This window comes from Paenibacillus curdlanolyticus YK9 (assembly GCF_000179615.1).
Classification (GTDB): Bacteria; Bacillota; Bacilli; order Paenibacillales; family Paenibacillaceae; genus Paenibacillus_T; species Paenibacillus_T curdlanolyticus.
The window spans coordinates 323,790-342,488 of record NZ_AEDD01000002.1; the positions used below are offsets into that span (position 1 = coordinate 323,790).

The window sequence follows — 18,699 nt, forward strand, 5'->3', positions numbered from 1 at the left end:
GTCTCGGCTTTCCTTACAAAAATGGAAGTTCAGAGTCGTTATTGAATTCTTCATTAAGCACGTCGACCGGCACGGTCTGCTCTTCTTCTGGACTGTCAATCGGATGTATTCTTGCCGTACCGGCTTCCACATTGACGCGTTCGATAAACACAGGAACGCCGAAGTACGACACTGTTATCATATCTGGAGACTCGGCAATTTCCTTTGCTCTGTATGCTTCCACGATGTTATCACCTCTCATCAAGTATTTGCTAAAGCTTGGGTGTTTATCCATCGTTCGAATGCGATTGGTGACGCGCGTAGTCGATTCCGCATACAGTATTCCAACATGCCTTGGAAGGGGAATGCCGGAATGCCGACATCAGGAAAGCCGCGCAAGCGGTACCGCACGAAGCAATCCGCTACCAGACGAACACGATCGGCAGCCTGCGCCAGATCACGTAATCAGACTGTAATCGAGCATGCGCCGATTGTGATTCCTCCTACGAACATTGTACGCTCGCGTGCATTTACTATTGCCTTGCCCGATAATAGACAACTTGTAACGGCTAGCGGAGTCGTAGACCTTGGTCAGAACGCGGTATCACGCGAAGATGCGCTAGTCATCGTACCTGTGGAGTTCGCCCTTCAGCAGGACAGGGTGGAGCTGCTGTTCGGACCTGAGGCGAAGCTAATGAATTCAACGATTCTAGTCGCTCCGAATTCCTACGGTACATTCGATCGGAATCCGAGTGAAATGGCGCTTATTAACGGCGATGTACGGCTTCAGCCGACGCCAGACGAGGCTGCGAAGCACCTGTCCGTATCGGCTGTCGTTCGTGTTCGCGGAGCAAACATGTCGCGATTCGGCTATACGGTATCGGCGCTAATTGAAGGTTAGAACGGCCGTCATCTTTAACGGTAAAAACAGCCTGATGTCACCCTATTTGACATCAGGCTGTTTTTTGCCTATAACACTAACAAATCGAGCAATTTTGACATAAATAAGGATCTTTCTACTAGACAGTGGTAGGGCCAAAAGGATAAAATTGGTCTGTTGGTCGGGGTGCTGCCATGAATAAAGTACTATTTCGGTCAACGAAAAGAAGGTTCCGAACTACCTATGCAGCAAGATTATTAATCGCAGATCGAAGCAGTAACAGACGCACTAATCATCTATCCAAGGGAGTTGAGGGAAATGTCCATTACGTACGAGTCTAATTTCGGGTTCGGGTTTAACATTACGCTCGGTTTGGGTCAAGACAACAAGGCCGTCAACATCACGGCTGAAGACATTAGCGATATTAAGACGAAAGGTTTGCATTTTGAGCTTCCTCCAGAAACAGAGGTCGCGCTGGGCAGCCTTACAGAGCTTATCACTTGGTTAAACGGGCAATTAAAAAAGATCGGCGTAGACATTACGCTTCCTGCAGCCGCATCGTCGGACTGGCCGGAAGCGATTAAGGACATTTTTGACGGCATTCTGAATACAAAAGTGACGGTTACGCGACTGTCCATCGATCAAGATCCACAAGATGCGGACGGCAACTATCCGCCGATTCGGTTGGGCTTGGCCGTTACGGGACAAGCTGTCGATCCTAAGGATCCTTCCACGCCTAAGCCGATCCCGCTCATTAGCGGCTTATTCAGCGTCATTGGCGGCGGCATTTCGCTGGATCGCAAATACACGAAATCAGAGGATACGAACGAGAATCCTCCGAACACACCATAATCGCTTCGTTCCAACTCGTAACGCGGGCGGCCTTCGCTATGCACCATGTTGGCAGGCCGTCCTTTTTTGTTATCGTGAATGGGTTAGGGGAAATAGGACATGAAGTATCAATCCAGTACTGAAGGCGTCTTCTATCTATTCAGCACCATGCAGTTCGACGTAGGGATGCCCGTCCGCCTGTACGGGGCGATTCGAGTCACGACTTCCGCAGATTTATATTTCGTGTTATCCAAACATTTGCCGTACGATCCGAAGCTGGCGCCAAGTGGCGAAATGACCACGTCCATTACGAATCCGCTCGGCTTGAACGGCGTCGTGCTCGAACAGCTCGACGTCACTTCTCATATTTACAAAGATGCGAATCAGCACATGACCGCGGACACCTCATTGCAAGCTTCCGCGCGATTTGTGAATTTGCCAGGCTTCAATTTGTCAGGGGGCATCGTCTTCGAGAAGGCGTCTCCGCGGCTCGCAATTATCCAGTTAACCGCCAATCCCGCCTTAACATTAACCCAATTCATCACGCGAGTGATCGGGGGCGAGTGGGACTGGGTGGACAGCGTCACCGATCAATTCGCCTTTCAGAAAGGCATGTTTTACGCGCTTTCGGCTCCGCCGGATGCGCCGACGGATTACAGCTACAAGTATGTTGATGCCAACCAGTCCGCTAACAACGTAACTTGTTATCCGGGTTACCACGCGGACGCGATTTTGCGCATATTCGGCAAGTACGATTTTCGGATTAGCCTTGGGGTTACGGGCAAAACGATTTTCTTGGAAACGATAAGCTGTTCCAGCTTTGATTTTGATTTCATCACCTTAACCAATACAAATTTGAAAATAAGCACACAGCCTAATCATAAATACATCACGATCGGCACCGATGTCATCATCCTGAACACCTCCGTGAAGGGCACCGTCAATGCTGGTTACGATCTGACGCAAAGCGCATTCGTCGGAAATGTAAACGTCGATCTCGGCAGTATAGACTTGCCTACTGACAGCGGGACGAGCTCGAAAGAGGTGACGCTCGGCGTCGAATTCACATGGACCAAAGGTTCCGGGTCCGGGAGCGGATTCAAGATTACGAAAATCAGCGGGCTGCCTGTCAATTCCCTCGATTGGGTTCAGAAATATACGGAAGTCTTAAATATGGGCGGCGGATGCGCCAAAATCGTCTCCGACTGGATCAAAGGGCTGACGAAAACCTCGTTGACTCCGAAGCTGAACGGCAGTCCTTCCAAGACGCCAGACGGGAAAATGCAAGTTCCGCTGAAGCTTGTGTATTCCATTAACGTTGCGGAGCATACGATTGCGTCGAATGAAATTTTGTTTACGCCCGTATTCGTTATTCCTAAAGGTGTCAAACATTTGCCCATCGCCATCTGGGAATCGATCGTGGATAGCGCAGGTTCGCTCATTCCGCAAATTTTGAGCCAGCCCGATACGTACAAAGCTATCGCGGAATATGCCGCGCTGCAAGGCGGGGCGAGAGCGGCAGCCCGGTTTATTTGCCGCGCGCTGGAGAAGGGAATTCAAAGCGTAGCCAAAGCGCTTGCAGAAGAATTCGCGTCGCTGGTAGCCGCCGCCACGCTAGCGGAAGCGGTAGAGCTCGCTGCGGCACTGGCGGCTGTTGCCACGCTCGGCATTCCCGTTCTCATAGCAGGCTTGGCTGCTTTATTTGCCTCGCTCTGGGATTGGTTAACCGGCGAAGACAAGAAGAAAAAGAGAGAAGCGGAGGAACAGTTACAAGCTGCACGAGACAAAATAATGAGCGCGCTGAACATCATTTTCAACAAAATCAATGATATTCAAGCAATGATCCAAATTCAGACGCTCGGCGTCTCCCTCGACGCTCAGTCCAATTACAACGCCGCATGGACGTTGAATGGAAGCGTTGTGGACCGGCTTGGTACGGGAGCGGTGCTGTTGTACTCGTTCAACCTGCTGCAAGGAACGCCGGGATCGCAAGCCGACGCATGGCCCGGCACCAGCGTAAAAGTATTGACGACTGATCAAACGGCTTATCAGATCCCGCTTCAGCAAATACCAAACGCCGAGCAGTATCAGCTTAATGCATCCGTCGTGTCTACGGTGAAAGGGCTTACCTACCTGTATGATAATACTAGACATCAGCTAGAGGACGCCATCAATCAGCTTGCAAGCATCGACAACGGCAAAGCCAAGCAATACGCTTCAGAGCTGAGCGTTAAGATGAACCAGCTTGCGGCCTACAACACGTCGGGAATCACGTCGAATCCGGTATATGCGCATCTCAGCATGCCGTCGTACTTGCAAATTGGACAAGGCATTGTCGGCGTCAATACGAGACTGAAAGGCTAGCATAGATGCAATTCCACTCGGGAAAGGGTCACGAAAGGATATGAGGACATGGCGAACAACGTGATTCCAACGATGCTCAAACAAAGATATTACGCGAACCAACTGCTGAACGTTGAAGATTTCAACAGAGAGAGAGATTTCCACATCGCCGGCCGTGAGCTGCTCTCGCGCTTTTTCGTACAAAATGGCATACTGCAAGGGCTTGACGTTTCCCAAGGCAGTCAGAACAACATACTCATTTCTCCGGGAGCGGCCATCGACGAGCGGGGAAGCTTGATCCTACTCACGGATCGCGCGCAGCTGGCGGGCAATATGGTTCTCGCGCAATCCGGAAGCGTGTCGATCGATCTTAGCGAGGCTGCCTATGCCAACAAAATCTGGCTGCTCGTTATCCAATCCCATGATGCGCAGGTCGCCGATCATGCATTGCAATCCTGCCCGATTTTGACGCTGCTCGATACGTCGAGCGCGACGCCAGACAGCACGCAAATTCCGTTGTCCCAAATAACCGTTACCTCTACTGGCACAGCGCCTGACATTATCACAATCACGATTAGACTCGACGAAAGCGTACGGCAAGCTTCGAGCCTGCAAGCGGGTCGCATGCCCGAGCTGTCGGCCTCGCAAATTCCTGCGCTGGACGCGAGCAAAATGACTTCCGGCGTGCTAGACGCCGCTCGCATTCCTGTACTTGACGTGAATAAGATGACTGCCGGCGCACTGGATGTCAATCGAATTCCCGCATTGGATGCAAGCAAGATCGCTTCTGGCGTACTGGACGCCGCTTGCATTCCCGCATTGGATGCGAATAAGATCGCTTCTGGCCTATTAGATGCCGCTCAAGTTCCAACGTTGGACGCGAGCAAAATCGCAACGGGGACGCTCGATATTGGCCGACTGCCTAGCATTCCCGCTTCTCAGATTACGGATTTGCCAACCTCGGAGCTGATCACCTATTGGGCGGCCAATGCAGCAATATACAGCAACGGCGGAGCGTTCGCCGCGTCTCCCTTAGCTGCCGGCGAACGGGCTTGCGTGATCGGGCTGCTCAAAATCGTGTCCGATCAAGGCAGCACGTATTTCAGCATGGGAATGGGCTTTCCAAGCACAGTCGTCAGCTTCGCTTCTGATCAGATGTCCAAGAGCGCAATGTCCTTTCATGTCTATTCCGATCGAACGAGATATAACTTGTCACTGGAGGGAGGGGAGGCAGGAGAAACGGCGACATCCGTGCAATTCGTCGGGCTGGATGCTTCTCTCTGCTTCTCGCTTCTCATTCCGGAGAGTGAGCTTCCTGAAGAATGCCAAGGTAAAATATGGAGCTTAGTTACGTTCGGTATGCAAAAGGTGTCTGCCGCTGAATCTGTATCGCCAGTCGGCATCACGGATATTATCCGAAACATCCGAGACGCGATATCACCGTTTTCGTACATCGCGCACGCCTTCCCTAGCAATGTCGGCGCACTGAATGCTGGTCTGGCGCAACGGCTGAAGGCTGCTGGTCAATCGGCACAGCAAGCTGCTCCAGTGCTCGCAGGCCATGATCCGCAGCAAACGGCTCACAGCACGGACGCATTCCTGAAGACGTTGACGCAGGTGTTCCCGGAAACGACGAGCGCGCCTTCGCAAGTGGCTTGGTCTTTAAGCGCAGCTAACGTACCGCCCGCTCAAGCCAGCTCGGCGATCGGCGCTTTCTATTTAGACAAAATCACCATGAGCGATTTTTTGCGGTTCATGGCAGGCGCCTATCCAATTCCTGCAGTGACGGCTCGGATCACCGAGCTTCAACTAGCGGGAAGTAAAGCCGCAGACGCGGCTCTCCCAATCAAGCAAAGCAATCCACAATTCAATGCGCTGCCCGATCAACTAGGCGTCGTCTTACGCGTTCACTTCGACGAAACGTCGAACACGCCTCCTTTGATGGCGCACGCGCTACACGCTGCGGAGTACACCAAGGACGAGGTGCAATCGGCGCTCGCCTTACTATTTCCGACTACGCCCAATGAAACGTTAGTTGACGTCGTGAGTTCGGAATACGATACGCAAGGAGGGGAGATTCGTCAATGACGGATGCCCAAGTGACAGTAGACAATGTTGTTCTAAGCAGCGCCTATCAAGCCTGGATGCTTCGCCTGGCATTCCCGACAGCTTCGGCAGTTGAGATTGCGCAAGAGATCAAGTCTATTTATTCTGTATTAACCGCAGCTCAAGTGGCGCAATGGATTAAATATGGGGCTCCGACTCCGGTATTTCCGGATATGAGCGCGCTTGATATCGGCACGCTGCTGCTGCAGCCGAGTTTATATCCCGACACGACAGCGGATCAGATGCAGCTCGCGCTGCAATCCGTCGGTTTTGACGTTAATGAGGTTCAGGATGCTATCATTCAGTTGTACGTTCCGCCGAAGATCGTTATCGATCCCCCGACGGGCTTGACGGTATCCTGCGATTATTCGTCTGGCGCGCTAAGCGCCTCGTGGCAGGCGGCCGTACTGCCTGCGCCGTTGCAAGGCAAAGAGGCTGTTTATAACGTCGCTTTATTCACCGTGCAAGATCAGCAAACTGCTATTTGCAACGTAACGAATGTGACGGGGACAAGCTCGCTGCTTTCGTTAAGCGGCGGCCAGCCGTTGGTGAGCAATCAGCAATACGTTGCCAGAATCCAGACGGTTGTCGACTCGCTCCAAAGCGAATGGAGCGCAGCTTCGGCTCCCGTAACCTATGTGATGATCGCCGCTCCTCAGCAGTTTGATATGCTAGTCGGCGATTCGTCCACGATTATCCTGCATTGGACCCCCTTGAACGGGGCGGCAGACATGAATTTCATCGCGCTTGACGCTCAAAACGATATGCCGTTAACCCCACAGCCACCGTTCTATTTCGGGGGCGGCGGCAATCAGGTTAAAGTGGATCTTCGGAGTATCTCGCCCGACGTGATTACGAAATTTCAAATCCGAGGGTTATTTAAACTTCCCACTTCCGATGTCCTTCTGCCGGGACCGTGGAGCAACGCCGTCACGTTCGCAAGAAGTCCGGGAAAACCGCAAAACCTTTCCTGCGCGCTTAATAACAATCAATTTGACGTCACATGGCAGATGAATAGTTTAGGAATTACCAGCTACATTGTCAGTTTGTTGGATGCCAGCAGCGCTCTCGTTTGGGAGCAGCAGACGAACAAGCAATCCTTATCCATTTCGATAGACGCTGTTCCTGCAAATGCGAAGCAGCTTCAAGTTGCGGCTAGCTCTTATAAGGTTAGGGGCGAAAGTGCACAGATTCCGTTCAATCGGCAATCGGCCGGCTGGTATCAAGCAGCGGCGCAAACCCAGCTTCGATCGATGAATATTCCGGTCGCATTGAGCAATAACGGCAAAATGTGGGCATACGCAGGCCAATATCAGAACAGCGTGTATAGCTCAAGCGATGGGGTAAGCTGGACATGCGTCACTCGAGAAGCGCCTTGGGCAGGTCGGCGCAGCTCGGCAGGCGTATCATTCATGGGCGCGATCTGGTTATTCGGCGGGGATACGGTCAATGGCGATGCGAACGACGTATGGGTTTCTCCTGATGGCGTCAACTGGAAATGTGCGACGCCTAATGCGCCTTGGGGGCCTCGCAACGGGCTTTGTGCCGTCGTCTTCCAAAATCGAATGTGGGTATTCGGCGGCAGGGATCATCAAGGAAACACTTATAATGATGTGTGGGCATCGGATAACGGTGCCCATTGGGAGCTGATTACTCCGCAAGCTGGCTGGAGTCCGCGAGATGCCGCGGCAGCTGTCGTCTATCAAAATCAGATTTATATGATTGGCGGCTCCAGATCCGGCAGCAGTTTGCAGGAGGTATGGTCAACCGATAACGGAAGGGATTGGAAACCCCTTGCAAACGGGAATGTCCCATGGCTCTCGCGATTCGATTCAAAAGCCGTCGTGCTAGGTACGAATCTATATTTGATCGGCGGAACGAATTCGCAAGTAAGAGGTCTCAGCGACATGTGGGTGACCCAAGACGGAAGCCGTTGGGAAGCCGTAACGCAACAAGCACCTTGGGGGGCAAGAATTCAGCAGGGAGTCACAGTCTTTCATGATCGAATCTATTTGCTCGGTGGCGCTGTGAACTTAATCTCAGACAGCTCGGTGTGGTATTACACGCAATAGAAACAAAAGCAGCGTCCAACATGGGTTGGCGCTGCTTTTGTTTTTTTAATACTAGGAGTCCGATGCTAGCGGAAAATGAAAAAAAACCTGGGCAACTGCGCCAGATTCATAATAAATTGCACTTAAAATGACATGATGCTATAATCAGATTACGTCTGTAACTTTAAAAAGACATAGTAAGTTCATCTTATATTTTAATTGTAACATGCTGGTTAGCTCCTGTCAATTGTCTATTTAATGGTGAGGAGAGATGTGAACATGCGTACTTTCGTTCTCGGCTTTCAAGAATTGGAACCAAGCCAGCTTGGGCTTGTTGGCGGCAAAGGACTTCATTTGGGGAAATTGTCAACGATTCAAGGGATTAACGTACCGGAAGGATTTTGCGTTACAACAGCGGGCTATCAACAAGCCATGGAACAAAATGAATCGTACCAAGGTTTGTTAGATCGACTAGCCACAATAAAAATAGAGGAACGAGATCAAATCGCTGAAATCAGCAGAAGGATCCGACAAATCATTACGGAAGCAGATATCCCTTCGGATGTTGTGACCGCAGTTGAGCACTATCTTTGCGAAGTTGGCGACGAGCATGCTTATGCAGTGCGTTCTAGCGCGACTGCTGAAGATTTGCCGTATGCTTCTTTTGCCGGCCAACAGGATACCTATTTAAATATCATCGGGAAAGACGCGATCCTGCAGCACATCAGCAAATGCTGGGCTTCCTTGTTCACGGAGCGTGCGGTCATCTACCGGATGCAGAACGGCTTCGATCACAGGCAGGTTTATTTATCCGTCATCGTTCAACGGATGGTTTTTCCGCAAGCTTCAGGCATTGTATTTACCGCTGATCCGATCACTTCTAACCGAAAAATGTTATCCATCGATGCCAGCTTTGGACTAGGAGAAGCGCTGGTCTCGGGCCTAGTTTCCGCGGATTGTTATAAAGTGCGGGGAGGGGAGATCGTCGAGAAGAGGATCGCAACTAAGAAGTTGGCTATCTATGGGAAGGAAGGAGGCGGAACAGAAACGAAGCCGATTGCTCCTGACCAGCAGACGGTGCAAACACTCACAGAGCAGCAAATTTTGCAGCTGGCACACATCGGAAGACAAATCGAAGCCAATTTTGGCAGTCCGCAAGATATCGAATGGTGTTTGGTTGATGAAACGTTCTATATTGTACAGAGTCGGCCAATTACGACTTTATTCCCGATCCCTGAAGCGGCTGATCAAGAAAATCACGTCTATCTTTCGGTTGGCCACCAACAAATGATGACCGATCCTATAAAACCATTGGGATTGTCTTTTTACTTATTGATTACGCCTGCACCTATGCGTAGAGCGGGCGGGTGGTTGTTTGTTGATGTTGCAGCAAGGCTGACGACAACGGCAGGCCGGGAAGCCTTATTGAAAACAATAGGAGCTGATCCGCTCACTAAAAGCGCGCTTATGACCATAATCGAGCGAGCGTTTATAACACTGTTGCCCGATGCTCCGACAGCGCCGGTTCCGGGCCGAAGTCATCATACAGAAACGAAGGCGCCATTTGAGGACAATCCGTCCGTCGTTTCTGATTTGATTCAGCGCAGCCAAGCATCGATAGAGGCGTTAAAACAAAACATCCAAACGAAATCAGGAATGGATGTCATGGATTTTATTTTGGAAGACCTGCAGCAATTAAAGAAGCTCTTATTTGACCCGCAAAGTACGGCTGTGTTTATGGCTGCTATCAATGCTACATCATGGATCAATGAACACATGAACGCGTGGTTAGGCGAAACGAGTGCGGCAGATACGCTTTCTCAATCTGTACCCCACAATATAACTTCGCAAATGGGCCTGGCGTTATTAGACGTCGCCGATGTGATTCGACCATACCCAGAGGTGATTGATTATTTGCAGCAGGCAAAAGAAGATAACTTTCTGGAGGGGCTTGCAATGCTTGAAGGCGGAAACGAAGCCCAAGCCGCTATCACTGGTTATCTCAGCAAATATGGCATGCGCTGTGCCGGAGAAATCGATATTACGAAACCTCGTTGGAGTGAAAAGCCGATAACGCTAGTCCCTATGATACTTGGCAACATCAAAAATTTTGAGCCAAATGAAGGCACTCGAAAATATGAGCAAGGGCGCCAGGAAGCTTTGAATAAAGAGCAAGAGCTGTTGGATCGATTGAAGCAATTGCCGGATGGTGAACGAAAAGCCGCAGAAACAAAACGAATGATCAATCTCATCCGGAATTTCATCGGCTACCGGGAGTATCCGAAATACGGCATGGTAAGTCGATACTTCGTTTATAAGCAGGCTCTACTGAAAGAAGCCGATCGACTCGTTCAAGCCGGCGTTATTGATGATCAAGAGGATATATTCTTTCTCTCTTTTGAAGAGCTTCATGAAGTCGTACGCACCAACAAGCTTGATGAGCGGATCATCAACAAACGGCAAGAGGATTACAAATTTTACGAAAAGCTCACTCCTCCGCGTGTCATCACTTCGGATGGAGAAATCATTGCAAGTGCGTACCAACGAGACAATTTGCCAGCCGACGCGATTATAGGCCTGCCTGTTTCTTCCGGAGTAATAGAGGGAAGGGCGCGCGTCATTTTGAACATGGAGAATGCGACTCTCGAAGATGGAGATCTATTAGTCACCGCCTTTACCGACCCAGGCTGGACACCGTTGTTTGTTTCGATAAAAGGTCTAGTCACGGAGGTTGGCGGGCTGATGACCCATGGTGCCGTTATTGCGCGTGAATATGGCTTGCCAGCAGTTGTCGGGGTGGACAATGCGACTAAGCTCATCAAAGACGGGCAACGCATTCGCGTGAATGGGACAGCTGGGTATATTGAAATATTGTAGTGGATGCACTGGCGCGCATTGTCATTGTTGACATGCGCCTACGCCAACAGCGGCAGTCTAGGACGTTAGAGCTCAGTCCAAGATCGCCGCTGTTTTTTAAGTTTTTAACTGATCTCGAACGCTTCCGGCACGGGCATATTGTGTAAGGATTTAATATCTTGAAGCGGAGGAAGCCCGAAGTGTCGGCGGTATTCCCGGCTGAATTGAGCGGGGCTGTCGTATCCGACTTCCAGTGCGGCGACCGTCGCGTTGGCGGAGCCGTTAAGCATCAGGCGTCTTGCTTCTTGAAGACGGAGCTGTTTTTGAAATTGCAGAGGAGCCATCGTCGTGACCGCTTTGAATTTGTGATGAAGTCCAGATACGCTCATGTTGGACGATTTCGCAACCTCTTCGATCGTAAAGGGTCTGTTGAAATTCCGCTTAATCCATTCAATCGCTTTGCCAATCCCCTCGTTCTGCTGGTCCATGAAGACCCGTTGCACAAACAAGTGCCCGAAATCTCCTGTAAGCAACCGGAAAATCATCTCGCGCTTAATAAGCGTTGCTAGAAAGCGAATCTCCGCTTCGGGTTTGCCCCTCAGCTCTAATAGTCGAATGAATAAGAGCTGCAGGTGTTCATCAGATTTGCCTACATAGGCGCCAGTGCCGAGCATTCGATTAGGCGGCTTCACATGGATTGCAGCTTCTGCCATGACTAAGGCGATTTCTTGTGCCGTTAATTCGATGCGCAAGCCGATATACGGCGAATCATGCGTAGCGCCGACGACTTGACCAGAAACCGGAATATCGAACAATGAGACCAAATAATCGCCCACACCATAATAGATGATGTCTTGTCCAAGATGGAGCTTCTTAGTGCCTTGTAGAATCATGCAAAAAGAAGGCGTGAGGACGCCTGGCATCATCGATGTAGGCTGATTGCGCCGAACTAACGAAAAGAAGGACACATCCGTATCGGTTCGTCCTTCCGCAAGATGAAGAGAGTCAACCATTGTGAGTAGTCGATCCAAATTCGTTTGCAAGGAAATCTCCCCCCGTTCTTATTGTGATGCTACAATTATACACCTTTCCCCAAAGAGCGCCAACCAATCGACCACAAGATCAAAACTCCGGTTTTGCAGTATCGTGCAAGTTTAAAGCAGGAACGATCTTTTTCGTGATAGCGATTCATGCCAAACTATCGTTAGAACACGAAAGGGAGGTTACACGCTTGAAAGAACATTCGAAGCGTATCATTCTGGTGTTGATCGTCGTCAGTCAGTTGATGATGGTGCTCGACGCTTCTATTTTAACGACTGCTTTACCTGAGATCGGCCGTGCATTTCAACTTTCGTCAGCTGCATTGACTTGGGTGCAAAATGCTTATATTTTAGCATTCGGCGGTTTTTTGCTATTAGGCGCACGTGCGGGAGACATCTTTGGAAGGAGAAGAACATTCATCTTGGGAATCACAATGTTCTCGCTGGCATCGGTGCTTGCTGGCTTGGCGCCATCTGCTTCGCTTCTGCTTGCCGCTCGTGCATGGCAAGGTTTAGCGGCTGCAATGGCGACGCCGTCCGCACTCGCTTTGTTGTCCGTTACTTTCTCGGAAGCTCAGGAGCGCGTCAAGGCGATCGCGATTTATAGCGCTGTATCGGGAGCTGGAGGAAGTGTTGGCCTGATCGTCGGCGGATTGCTTACAGACGTCATTTCGTGGCGCGCCGGGATGTTTCTCAATGTGCCGATCGGCATTGCTCTACTCCTAATGGTGCCTCGATACATGCAGGAAACCGATAAGAACAAAGGTCAATTGGATCTGATGGGTGCTTTGACTTCGCTTATTGGCATGACGGGACTGGCCTTTGGTTTCGTTAAAGCCGCGACTGTCGGGTGGGGAGCGCCGGCAGTATGGTGCTCGATTGCGCTTGGCGCGGTTTCGCTAACGGCTTTCGTACTGATCGAAGCGCAGGTGAAAGAGCCGATAACGCCACTTCGCTTGTTCGCAAGCCGAATGCGATCGGGCGCTTATCTGGGAAGGCTGCTGCTCCTGTGCGGAAATTATCCGATCTTTTTCTTTGTTCCGCAATTTCTGCAAAACGTCCTTCATTTTGATTCGTTAGAGGCTGGCCTTGGGATTATGCCGTTCACGGCCGTTCAGTTCGGGATGATGTATGTCATGCCTTCGCTCGTCGCACGCTTCGGGAATACGAAAGTATTGATCTGCGGACTGGTAATCGCGATCGTCGGAACAAGCTGGCTGAGTTCCATCACCGCAGATTCCAGCTTTTTCCCTGACTTGATCTTTCCGTTGATTGTCATGGGGTGCGGTGCCGGGATGATCTTCCAACCGTTCACAGTTTTAGGGTTGTCCGGCGTAAAGGCGAAGGATGCAGGCGCGGCGTCAGGCCTCGTAAACGTCGCTCACCAGACCGGAGCGTCGCTTGGGCTCGCAGTTCTGATCGCCGTCTTCGAGGCGTCGAATCGAACGGCTGCCACCTCCGGTATAGCTTACGTCTATGCGATCTCCGTCTCGATTAGGGGCTCGGCCATTTTCTTGACAGCTTCGCTCGTTGCTGTCTTGCTCTTGCTGCTGCCGGGAGAGGGCGTCAGAGCAACGCGAAGCTGCGCAGCTGGAGAGAGGGCGGTGCGGTAGTTCTACCGTCATCATATGAGGGCTTAAGTTTAGTGTTTGTACCTTTGCCTACAGCATGGCCTAGTCGCTTGGCGGGTTGTAGGGATGAAATCGTAGGCGGCAGTGTAACACCTCCGCTCCACCTACAATATGATGAGTCTAGAAATCAAAAGAGGTGAGTCAATGGCAGTTGTAAAAGCCAGAAGTCAAGATATTGACATGTTGGCAAGATTGGTCCGGGCTGAAGCGGAGACCGAAGGCGAAATGGGCATGTTCTTGGTTGGAAATGTTGGCATTAATCGCATTAGAGCGAATTGCTCCGATTTTAAAAATATCCGGACAATTCCCCAAATGATCAATCAGCCGCATGCGTTCGAAGCGCTGCAGCATGGCATGTACTATCAAAGCGCTAGAGATCGGGAACGCCGTATTGCGCAAAAGGCTGTAAATGGGGAGCGGAATTGGCCAGCCAAATACTCGCTTTGGTATTTCCGTCCAGGAACGTTCGATAATCCCGGACCGTGCCCGCCGACTTGGTATGATCAGCCTTTTGTTGGCCGATGGAAGAAGCATTGCTTTTATGAACCGACGGCAAAAGAATGTGAAAGTGTCTATAATACGTTTTAACTTTTATATCAGTCGTAAGACGCCGCGTAAATCGCGGCTTTTTTTTGTAGCAGTAATGAAAATGCCGGCGAAATTTGGCGTAGAATAACTTGTGCCCCGAACGGAAGAAGCCATTCGCGAAAGAAATGCGTAAAAAGCATAATGCAGCATTCCGCGGAATCCTCAACAGCGCGTTCATATCCACTTTCTGTCGACTTAGTAGGTCGGCACATATTTCTGTTCCTCAGTAGGGAAACCAATTAAGATTTCAAATCCACCACTGAAGGGGCTTAAAAAATGAGAAAAACGAAATTTTTAACATGTTTGTCGTTGAGCTGTTTATCTCTAGTATTGTCCGCTGGCATTACGAGCGCTGCAGGCACCACGACTTCAACATCTATGCAAAACAACACTTCTTATGACAATCGCTCGGTAAATAGTTACGATACGAACTCAACTGTCGGAGGAAACTATCGGGCAACTGCCGTTAACGATGACAAGGATTTCGATTGGGGCTGGCTTGGCCTCTTGGGTTTAATTGGCTTAGCAGGTGCGAGAAATCGCTCGCGCGATCATAGCCGCGACCGTGCCTAAGTAAGAAAAGCAAAAGTGTATTCCATTGTTTATCATGTAGCCCGCGATGAAAAGAGCGGGCTTTTTCATTTGACACGATATGTAGGTTGATATTGGATATATATGCTCTTATTTCAAGGATGTCTGAGGGATAGTCATACTTGTCGAGGTTATATTATATCTGTTCTCGGTTGTCATCTAGGCAGGCACGCGAAACTACATCTTTGAAGGAGCGATCACAGCATGGGAGTTTTAAGCGGGAACCCGAAAGACGAACCGTTGCATTACGGAGAGATCTTCGCAATTTGGCAGGCCTCGGCAACGGCGAAAGGCTGTGTTTCTACTTACAACGCGCTTAAATTTCATACAGGGGATAAAGATCTCCGTGCGATTTTGGAAGAGGGTATTCAACAAGCCAAACTGGAAATCGACGAGTTGGACGAGATTTTAATAGCCAATGGCATTGCATCGACACCAAAGCTGCCGGAACGTCCAGAAGCTAAGCTGGAGGAAATTCCGGTTGGAGCAAGATTCTCCGATCAGGAGATTGCCCCTATGGTTTCAGCAGATTTAGCGGCTGGCCTTGTTGCCGCAAGCACGGCAATGGGGATGTCGATTCGTGAAGACGTCGGCGCCTTATTCGGTAAATATCATCTAACCAAAGCCGCTCTCGGCGTTAAGATTCTGCGCCTGAGCAAAGAGAAAGGGTGGCTCATTCCGCCGCCTCTGCAAATCAAGCGTCCGGAAGCTGTAGGCGTATAACGTGATCAGCAGAAGACAGTCCGCAAGGGACGGGCTGTCTTTTTGGCATTCGCATTTATAATTAGTGTTCTGGCCGTCGCAATTGAAGGGGAGGAGGAACGAGCCAGCCCTTTTCTTTGCTAAGCGACAGTGCAGCTGCAGACGATGCAAGATGCAAGGCGTAGTACTTCGAGAACAATAGGCCTACGTCGATGCGAATCGAGCTTCCGGTAATTTGGCTGCAAGCTACCAGACTGGCAGTAAGATTCTCGCCAATCGCCAACGCAATTTCTACATCTGAGAAGCGGGCGCCGGCTGGAATTTCCTCCAGTCTTACCGAAGGGCGCTCCGGCAGAGAAGGCGGGGGCATTATGCCATTATGGACGAGCAGTTCGTCGCATTCTACAGCAGCTTGACGCGCTTGTTGAATAAGATTGTTCAATAATCGCTTCAATTCAGTATCGCCTGCGTGCGACAAGTAGAGCTGGTAGGTGGATAGGATCGATTTCTTTTTTGCTGAATAGGACCAAATGTAAAAGATTTCGCCGTAATGCAATGGCTCGTCTTTCGGATTCCCGCTCAAAATTCCCATTTTTTCTCTCCATTTTTTCATATCAGTTAATCCCAGTATAGCCGCGAAAGGCCATTTATAGACAGACGCGCAGCTCAATAGGAATTCACAAGAAGCCTGTCGACCTTTAATCTTGTTTCCTCATTGGATGGGAGGTTCACGGTGACGGTAAGATGCTGCGAATCCGTGACAAGGAATGAAAGCTGATCGAATTCCATTACCCCTACAATCGGATGATAATTCATTTTCCTGCCTTCAGGGCCATTTAATACATCGTGCTGAGGCCACCATTCCCGGAATTCCTCACTCTCTTGATTCAACAGCTCAATTAGTTCCATGGATAAGGAATCGCCGACGAACTTCCCATAATTCCCGCGGAATTGGGCCAGACGGTGTCTCGCGTGTCTTTCCCAATTTTCCCGGAGCAGCTCCCGGGTAGAAGGCATAGCGAAGGACCGCCAGAGCGTATTCCGTTCTAGTGGAGACATTCGCTCATAGTCTCCGTAAATCAGGTTCGCCGCCTTGTTCCAAGCGACGATAGAGAGGCGTTGATCCATGACGTAGGCAGGACTATTCCCTTGTTGATCAAGGAAGCATTGCAGCGTTGGCTGGATGGAGCGGGTTTCCTGCTGCTGGTTTGTTGGTTGATGCTGCAAAGCAAGTGCAAACAAATGGTTGCGTTCAATCGGATCGAGCCGGAGAGCCTTGGCGATATTTTCGAGCACTTGGGAAGAGACCTGAATGTCCCGACCTTGTTCCAGCCACGTGTACCAATCAATGCTGACGCCAGAGAGAATAGCGACTTCTTCTCGACGAAGCCCCGGCGTGCGCCTCCTGCCTTGCGGGGATAAGCCGACCTGCTCAGGCGTGAGCCGATCTCGTCTCGTGCGCAGAAACTGGGCCAGTTCGCGCAGCCGTTGTTGATTTGCGTTATCCATGACACTGCCTTCCTTCAGATGCACCAGCTTTCCGGGGAGTAACACTCCTAGGATAAACCGTCATCTTATTTCAATGTGATTTTCATTATACACTTCTCTATGACAAATAAGAGGAATGAATGTTCATGGATCAGAGGGGAGAATTTCATTGGAGCTTTCAAGACAGTTGCAATCTCGTCCTGTGGGGAATGCAAAAAAATGGTTGCTGTTGACCGGCATCTCGCTCGGTTACTTTCTTGTTTTATTGGATACGACAATAGTGAACGTTGCGCTTCCGGCGATTCAACGAGATTTGGGAAGCGGCATCACTGGGTTACAATGGGTGGTTAATGCGTATACGGTCATCTTTGCGGGACTCTTGCTTTCAATGGGGGTATTCGCGGATAGGTTTGGAGCCAAACGGGTCTTTCTCGCGGGGCTAGCCATCTTTGCCGTCGTCTCGGTTATCTCATCGGCAGCGCATTCCCTTCCATCATTGATCGTTTCACGGGCGCTGCTCGGAGTAGGAGGTGCTGCCCTCACACCGGCATCTCTGGCGTTGCTAAGTCACGCTTATCCGGCTCCGGCAGAGCGTGCAAGGGCACTTGGCATTTGGGCGGCCATAACGGGGACAGCGATGGCCGGAGGGCCGGTAGTCGGCGGTCTGCTGGTTGACACGCTGGGGTGGCGAAGCATTTTTATGCTGAATGTTCCCGTGACCCTCTTTAGCTTCATCATCGTCCTGTTCTTTACGAGCGAGACGAAACGCAACATCCGGCAGCGGATAACTATCATCACGCAGCTTTGCGCGATCTTCGTTATTGCAGCGCTGTGTTTTGCTCTAATGGAAGGCGAGACGTATGGTTGGCAATCGCCTGTCATTCTAGGCGCTTTCGGACTTGTTTTGGCAGGCGCCGGTTTGTTTTACTATGCGGAGAAGAACAATCGACAACGGCTGTTCCCGCCAGGCATGTTTCGAGATTCCACGGTTTCCGTCGGGATGATCGCAGGAATGTTGATCAATATCGGGTTGTCGGGCTTTTTATTCATTATGCCGCTATTCTACCAACATATTAAAGGCTTCTCGGCCCATCATACGGGACTCGCGCTGCTGCCGATGATGATCCCGTTAGCTTTTAATCCGATTGTAACAGGACGCCTTGTCGCCCGATTCGGTCCAAGAGTCCCGGTTGTCATCGGGTTTGGTCTTGGAGCCGCCGGTATGCTGCTGCAGAGCTGGACGGACGTGCAGACGAGTTACGGGGTTACCATCCTCAGCTTGCTCCTGAACGGGTTCGGCATTTCGCTCACGATTCCTGCGATCGTTGCGGCAGTCATATCCGCTGCTCCTAAGGAGCTCGGCGGCACCGCTTCAGGCGCGTTGAACGCAAGCCGTCAGATTGGCGCAACACTTGGCGTCGTCCTGTTCGGCTTGATGATCAGCTCCAGCCGTACGTTTGTCTCCGGCATGCATTTGGCGATGGGGGCTGCTGCCTTGTTTTTTGTATGCGGCGGCATTCTCTCATATCGGTTCATGGGGGGCAGGAAATAGAATGGTATGTCAGACGAGCACCGATTAAGGGGCTCGTTTTTTGTTGTTTCAAATCTCTCAA

15 protein-coding genes are annotated in these 18,699 nt (G+C 50.6%); 11 read left to right on the forward strand and 4 right to left on the reverse strand.

Annotated elements, in window-relative coordinates:
* Positions 1-13 precede the first annotated feature (13 nt).
* The gene (locus tag PAECUDRAFT_RS04755; RefSeq protein WP_006036976.1) at positions 14-223 is read right to left on the reverse strand and encodes an H-type small acid-soluble spore protein; all 210 of its coding nucleotides are present in this window, start codon (positions 221-223) and stop codon (positions 14-16) included.
* 129 nt (positions 224-352) lie between these two features.
* Here PAECUDRAFT_RS04755 and PAECUDRAFT_RS04760 point away from each other — a divergent pair, with 129 nt between their 5' ends.
* From PAECUDRAFT_RS04760 to ppsA, 6 genes are all read left to right on the forward strand, one after another.
* Positions 353-880 (forward strand): hypothetical protein, encoded by a 528-nt coding sequence (locus tag PAECUDRAFT_RS04760; RefSeq protein ID WP_006036977.1) that lies wholly within the window; start codon positions 353-355, stop codon positions 878-880.
* Between the two features lie 297 nt (positions 881-1,177).
* Positions 1,178-1,711 carry a hypothetical protein gene (locus tag PAECUDRAFT_RS04765; protein ID WP_006036978.1) on the forward strand — a complete coding sequence of 178 codons (534 nt, stop codon included), beginning with the start codon at positions 1,178-1,180 and terminating at the stop codon, positions 1,709-1,711.
* A gap of 99 nt (positions 1,712-1,810) precedes the next feature.
* Complete coding sequence (locus PAECUDRAFT_RS04770; RefSeq protein ID WP_006036979.1) at positions 1,811-4,054, forward strand: hypothetical protein; 2,244 nt, start codon at positions 1,811-1,813, stop codon at positions 4,052-4,054.
* A 48-nt stretch (positions 4,055-4,102) separates the two neighbouring features.
* Positions 4,103-6,121 (forward strand): hypothetical protein, encoded by a 2,019-nt coding sequence (locus tag PAECUDRAFT_RS04775; protein WP_006036980.1) that lies wholly within the window; start codon positions 4,103-4,105, stop codon positions 6,119-6,121.
* On the forward strand, positions 6,118-8,211 hold the full coding sequence (locus PAECUDRAFT_RS04780; protein ID WP_006036981.1) for a Kelch repeat-containing protein: 2,094 nt from the start codon (positions 6,118-6,120) through the stop codon (positions 8,209-8,211). Before PAECUDRAFT_RS04775 ends, PAECUDRAFT_RS04780 begins: the two co-directional genes overlap by 4 nt.
* A 258-nt stretch (positions 8,212-8,469) precedes the next feature.
* Positions 8,470-11,067 (forward strand): phosphoenolpyruvate synthase, encoded by a 2,598-nt coding sequence (ppsA, locus tag PAECUDRAFT_RS04785; RefSeq protein ID WP_006036982.1) that lies wholly within the window; start codon positions 8,470-8,472, stop codon positions 11,065-11,067.
* 104 nt (positions 11,068-11,171) lie between these two features.
* Here the strand turns inward: ppsA and PAECUDRAFT_RS04790 are convergent, their stop codons facing one another.
* A complete protein-coding gene (locus PAECUDRAFT_RS04790; RefSeq protein ID WP_006036983.1) occupies positions 11,172-12,089 on the reverse strand; it encodes an AraC family transcriptional regulator in 918 nt (305 codons plus the stop codon).
* A gap of 188 nt (positions 12,090-12,277) precedes the next feature.
* Here PAECUDRAFT_RS04790 and PAECUDRAFT_RS04795 point away from each other — a divergent pair, with 188 nt between their 5' ends.
* The 4 genes from PAECUDRAFT_RS04795 to PAECUDRAFT_RS04805 all read left to right on the forward strand — a co-directional run bounded on the left by PAECUDRAFT_RS04795 (position 12,278) and on the right by PAECUDRAFT_RS04805 (position 15,619).
* Positions 12,278-13,699 (forward strand): MFS transporter, encoded by a 1,422-nt coding sequence (locus PAECUDRAFT_RS04795; protein WP_006036984.1) that lies wholly within the window; start codon positions 12,278-12,280, stop codon positions 13,697-13,699.
* A 162-nt stretch (positions 13,700-13,861) separates the two neighbouring features.
* A complete protein-coding gene (locus PAECUDRAFT_RS04800) occupies positions 13,862-14,305 on the forward strand; it encodes a cell wall hydrolase (protein ID WP_006036985.1) in 444 nt (147 codons plus the stop codon).
* A 276-nt stretch (positions 14,306-14,581) separates the two neighbouring features.
* Positions 14,582-14,878, forward strand: a complete 297-nt coding sequence (locus PAECUDRAFT_RS25500) for a WGxxGxxG family protein (RefSeq protein WP_085979460.1) — start codon at positions 14,582-14,584, stop codon at positions 14,876-14,878.
* A gap of 222 nt (positions 14,879-15,100) precedes the next feature.
* Positions 15,101-15,619 carry a DUF3231 family protein gene (locus PAECUDRAFT_RS04805; protein ID WP_006036986.1) on the forward strand — a complete coding sequence of 173 codons (519 nt, stop codon included), beginning with the start codon at positions 15,101-15,103 and terminating at the stop codon, positions 15,617-15,619.
* A gap of 61 nt (positions 15,620-15,680) precedes the next feature.
* On the opposite strand, the gene PAECUDRAFT_RS04810 is transcribed toward PAECUDRAFT_RS04805, so the two are convergent.
* Both PAECUDRAFT_RS04810 and PAECUDRAFT_RS04815 read right to left on the reverse strand, forming a co-directional pair.
* On the reverse strand, positions 15,681-16,190 hold the full coding sequence (locus tag PAECUDRAFT_RS04810) for a DUF3231 family protein (RefSeq protein WP_006036987.1): 510 nt from the start codon (positions 16,188-16,190) through the stop codon (positions 15,681-15,683).
* A 74-nt stretch (positions 16,191-16,264) separates the two neighbouring features.
* A complete protein-coding gene (locus PAECUDRAFT_RS04815; protein ID WP_006036988.1) occupies positions 16,265-17,107 on the reverse strand; it encodes a helix-turn-helix transcriptional regulator in 843 nt (280 codons plus the stop codon).
* Positions 17,108-17,255: 148 nt separating this feature from the next.
* Here PAECUDRAFT_RS04815 and PAECUDRAFT_RS04820 point away from each other — a divergent pair, with 148 nt between their 5' ends.
* The gene (locus PAECUDRAFT_RS04820; protein WP_006036989.1) at positions 17,256-18,638 is read left to right on the forward strand and encodes an MFS transporter; all 1,383 of its coding nucleotides are present in this window, start codon (positions 17,256-17,258) and stop codon (positions 18,636-18,638) included.
* Positions 18,639-18,699 lie beyond the last annotated feature (61 nt).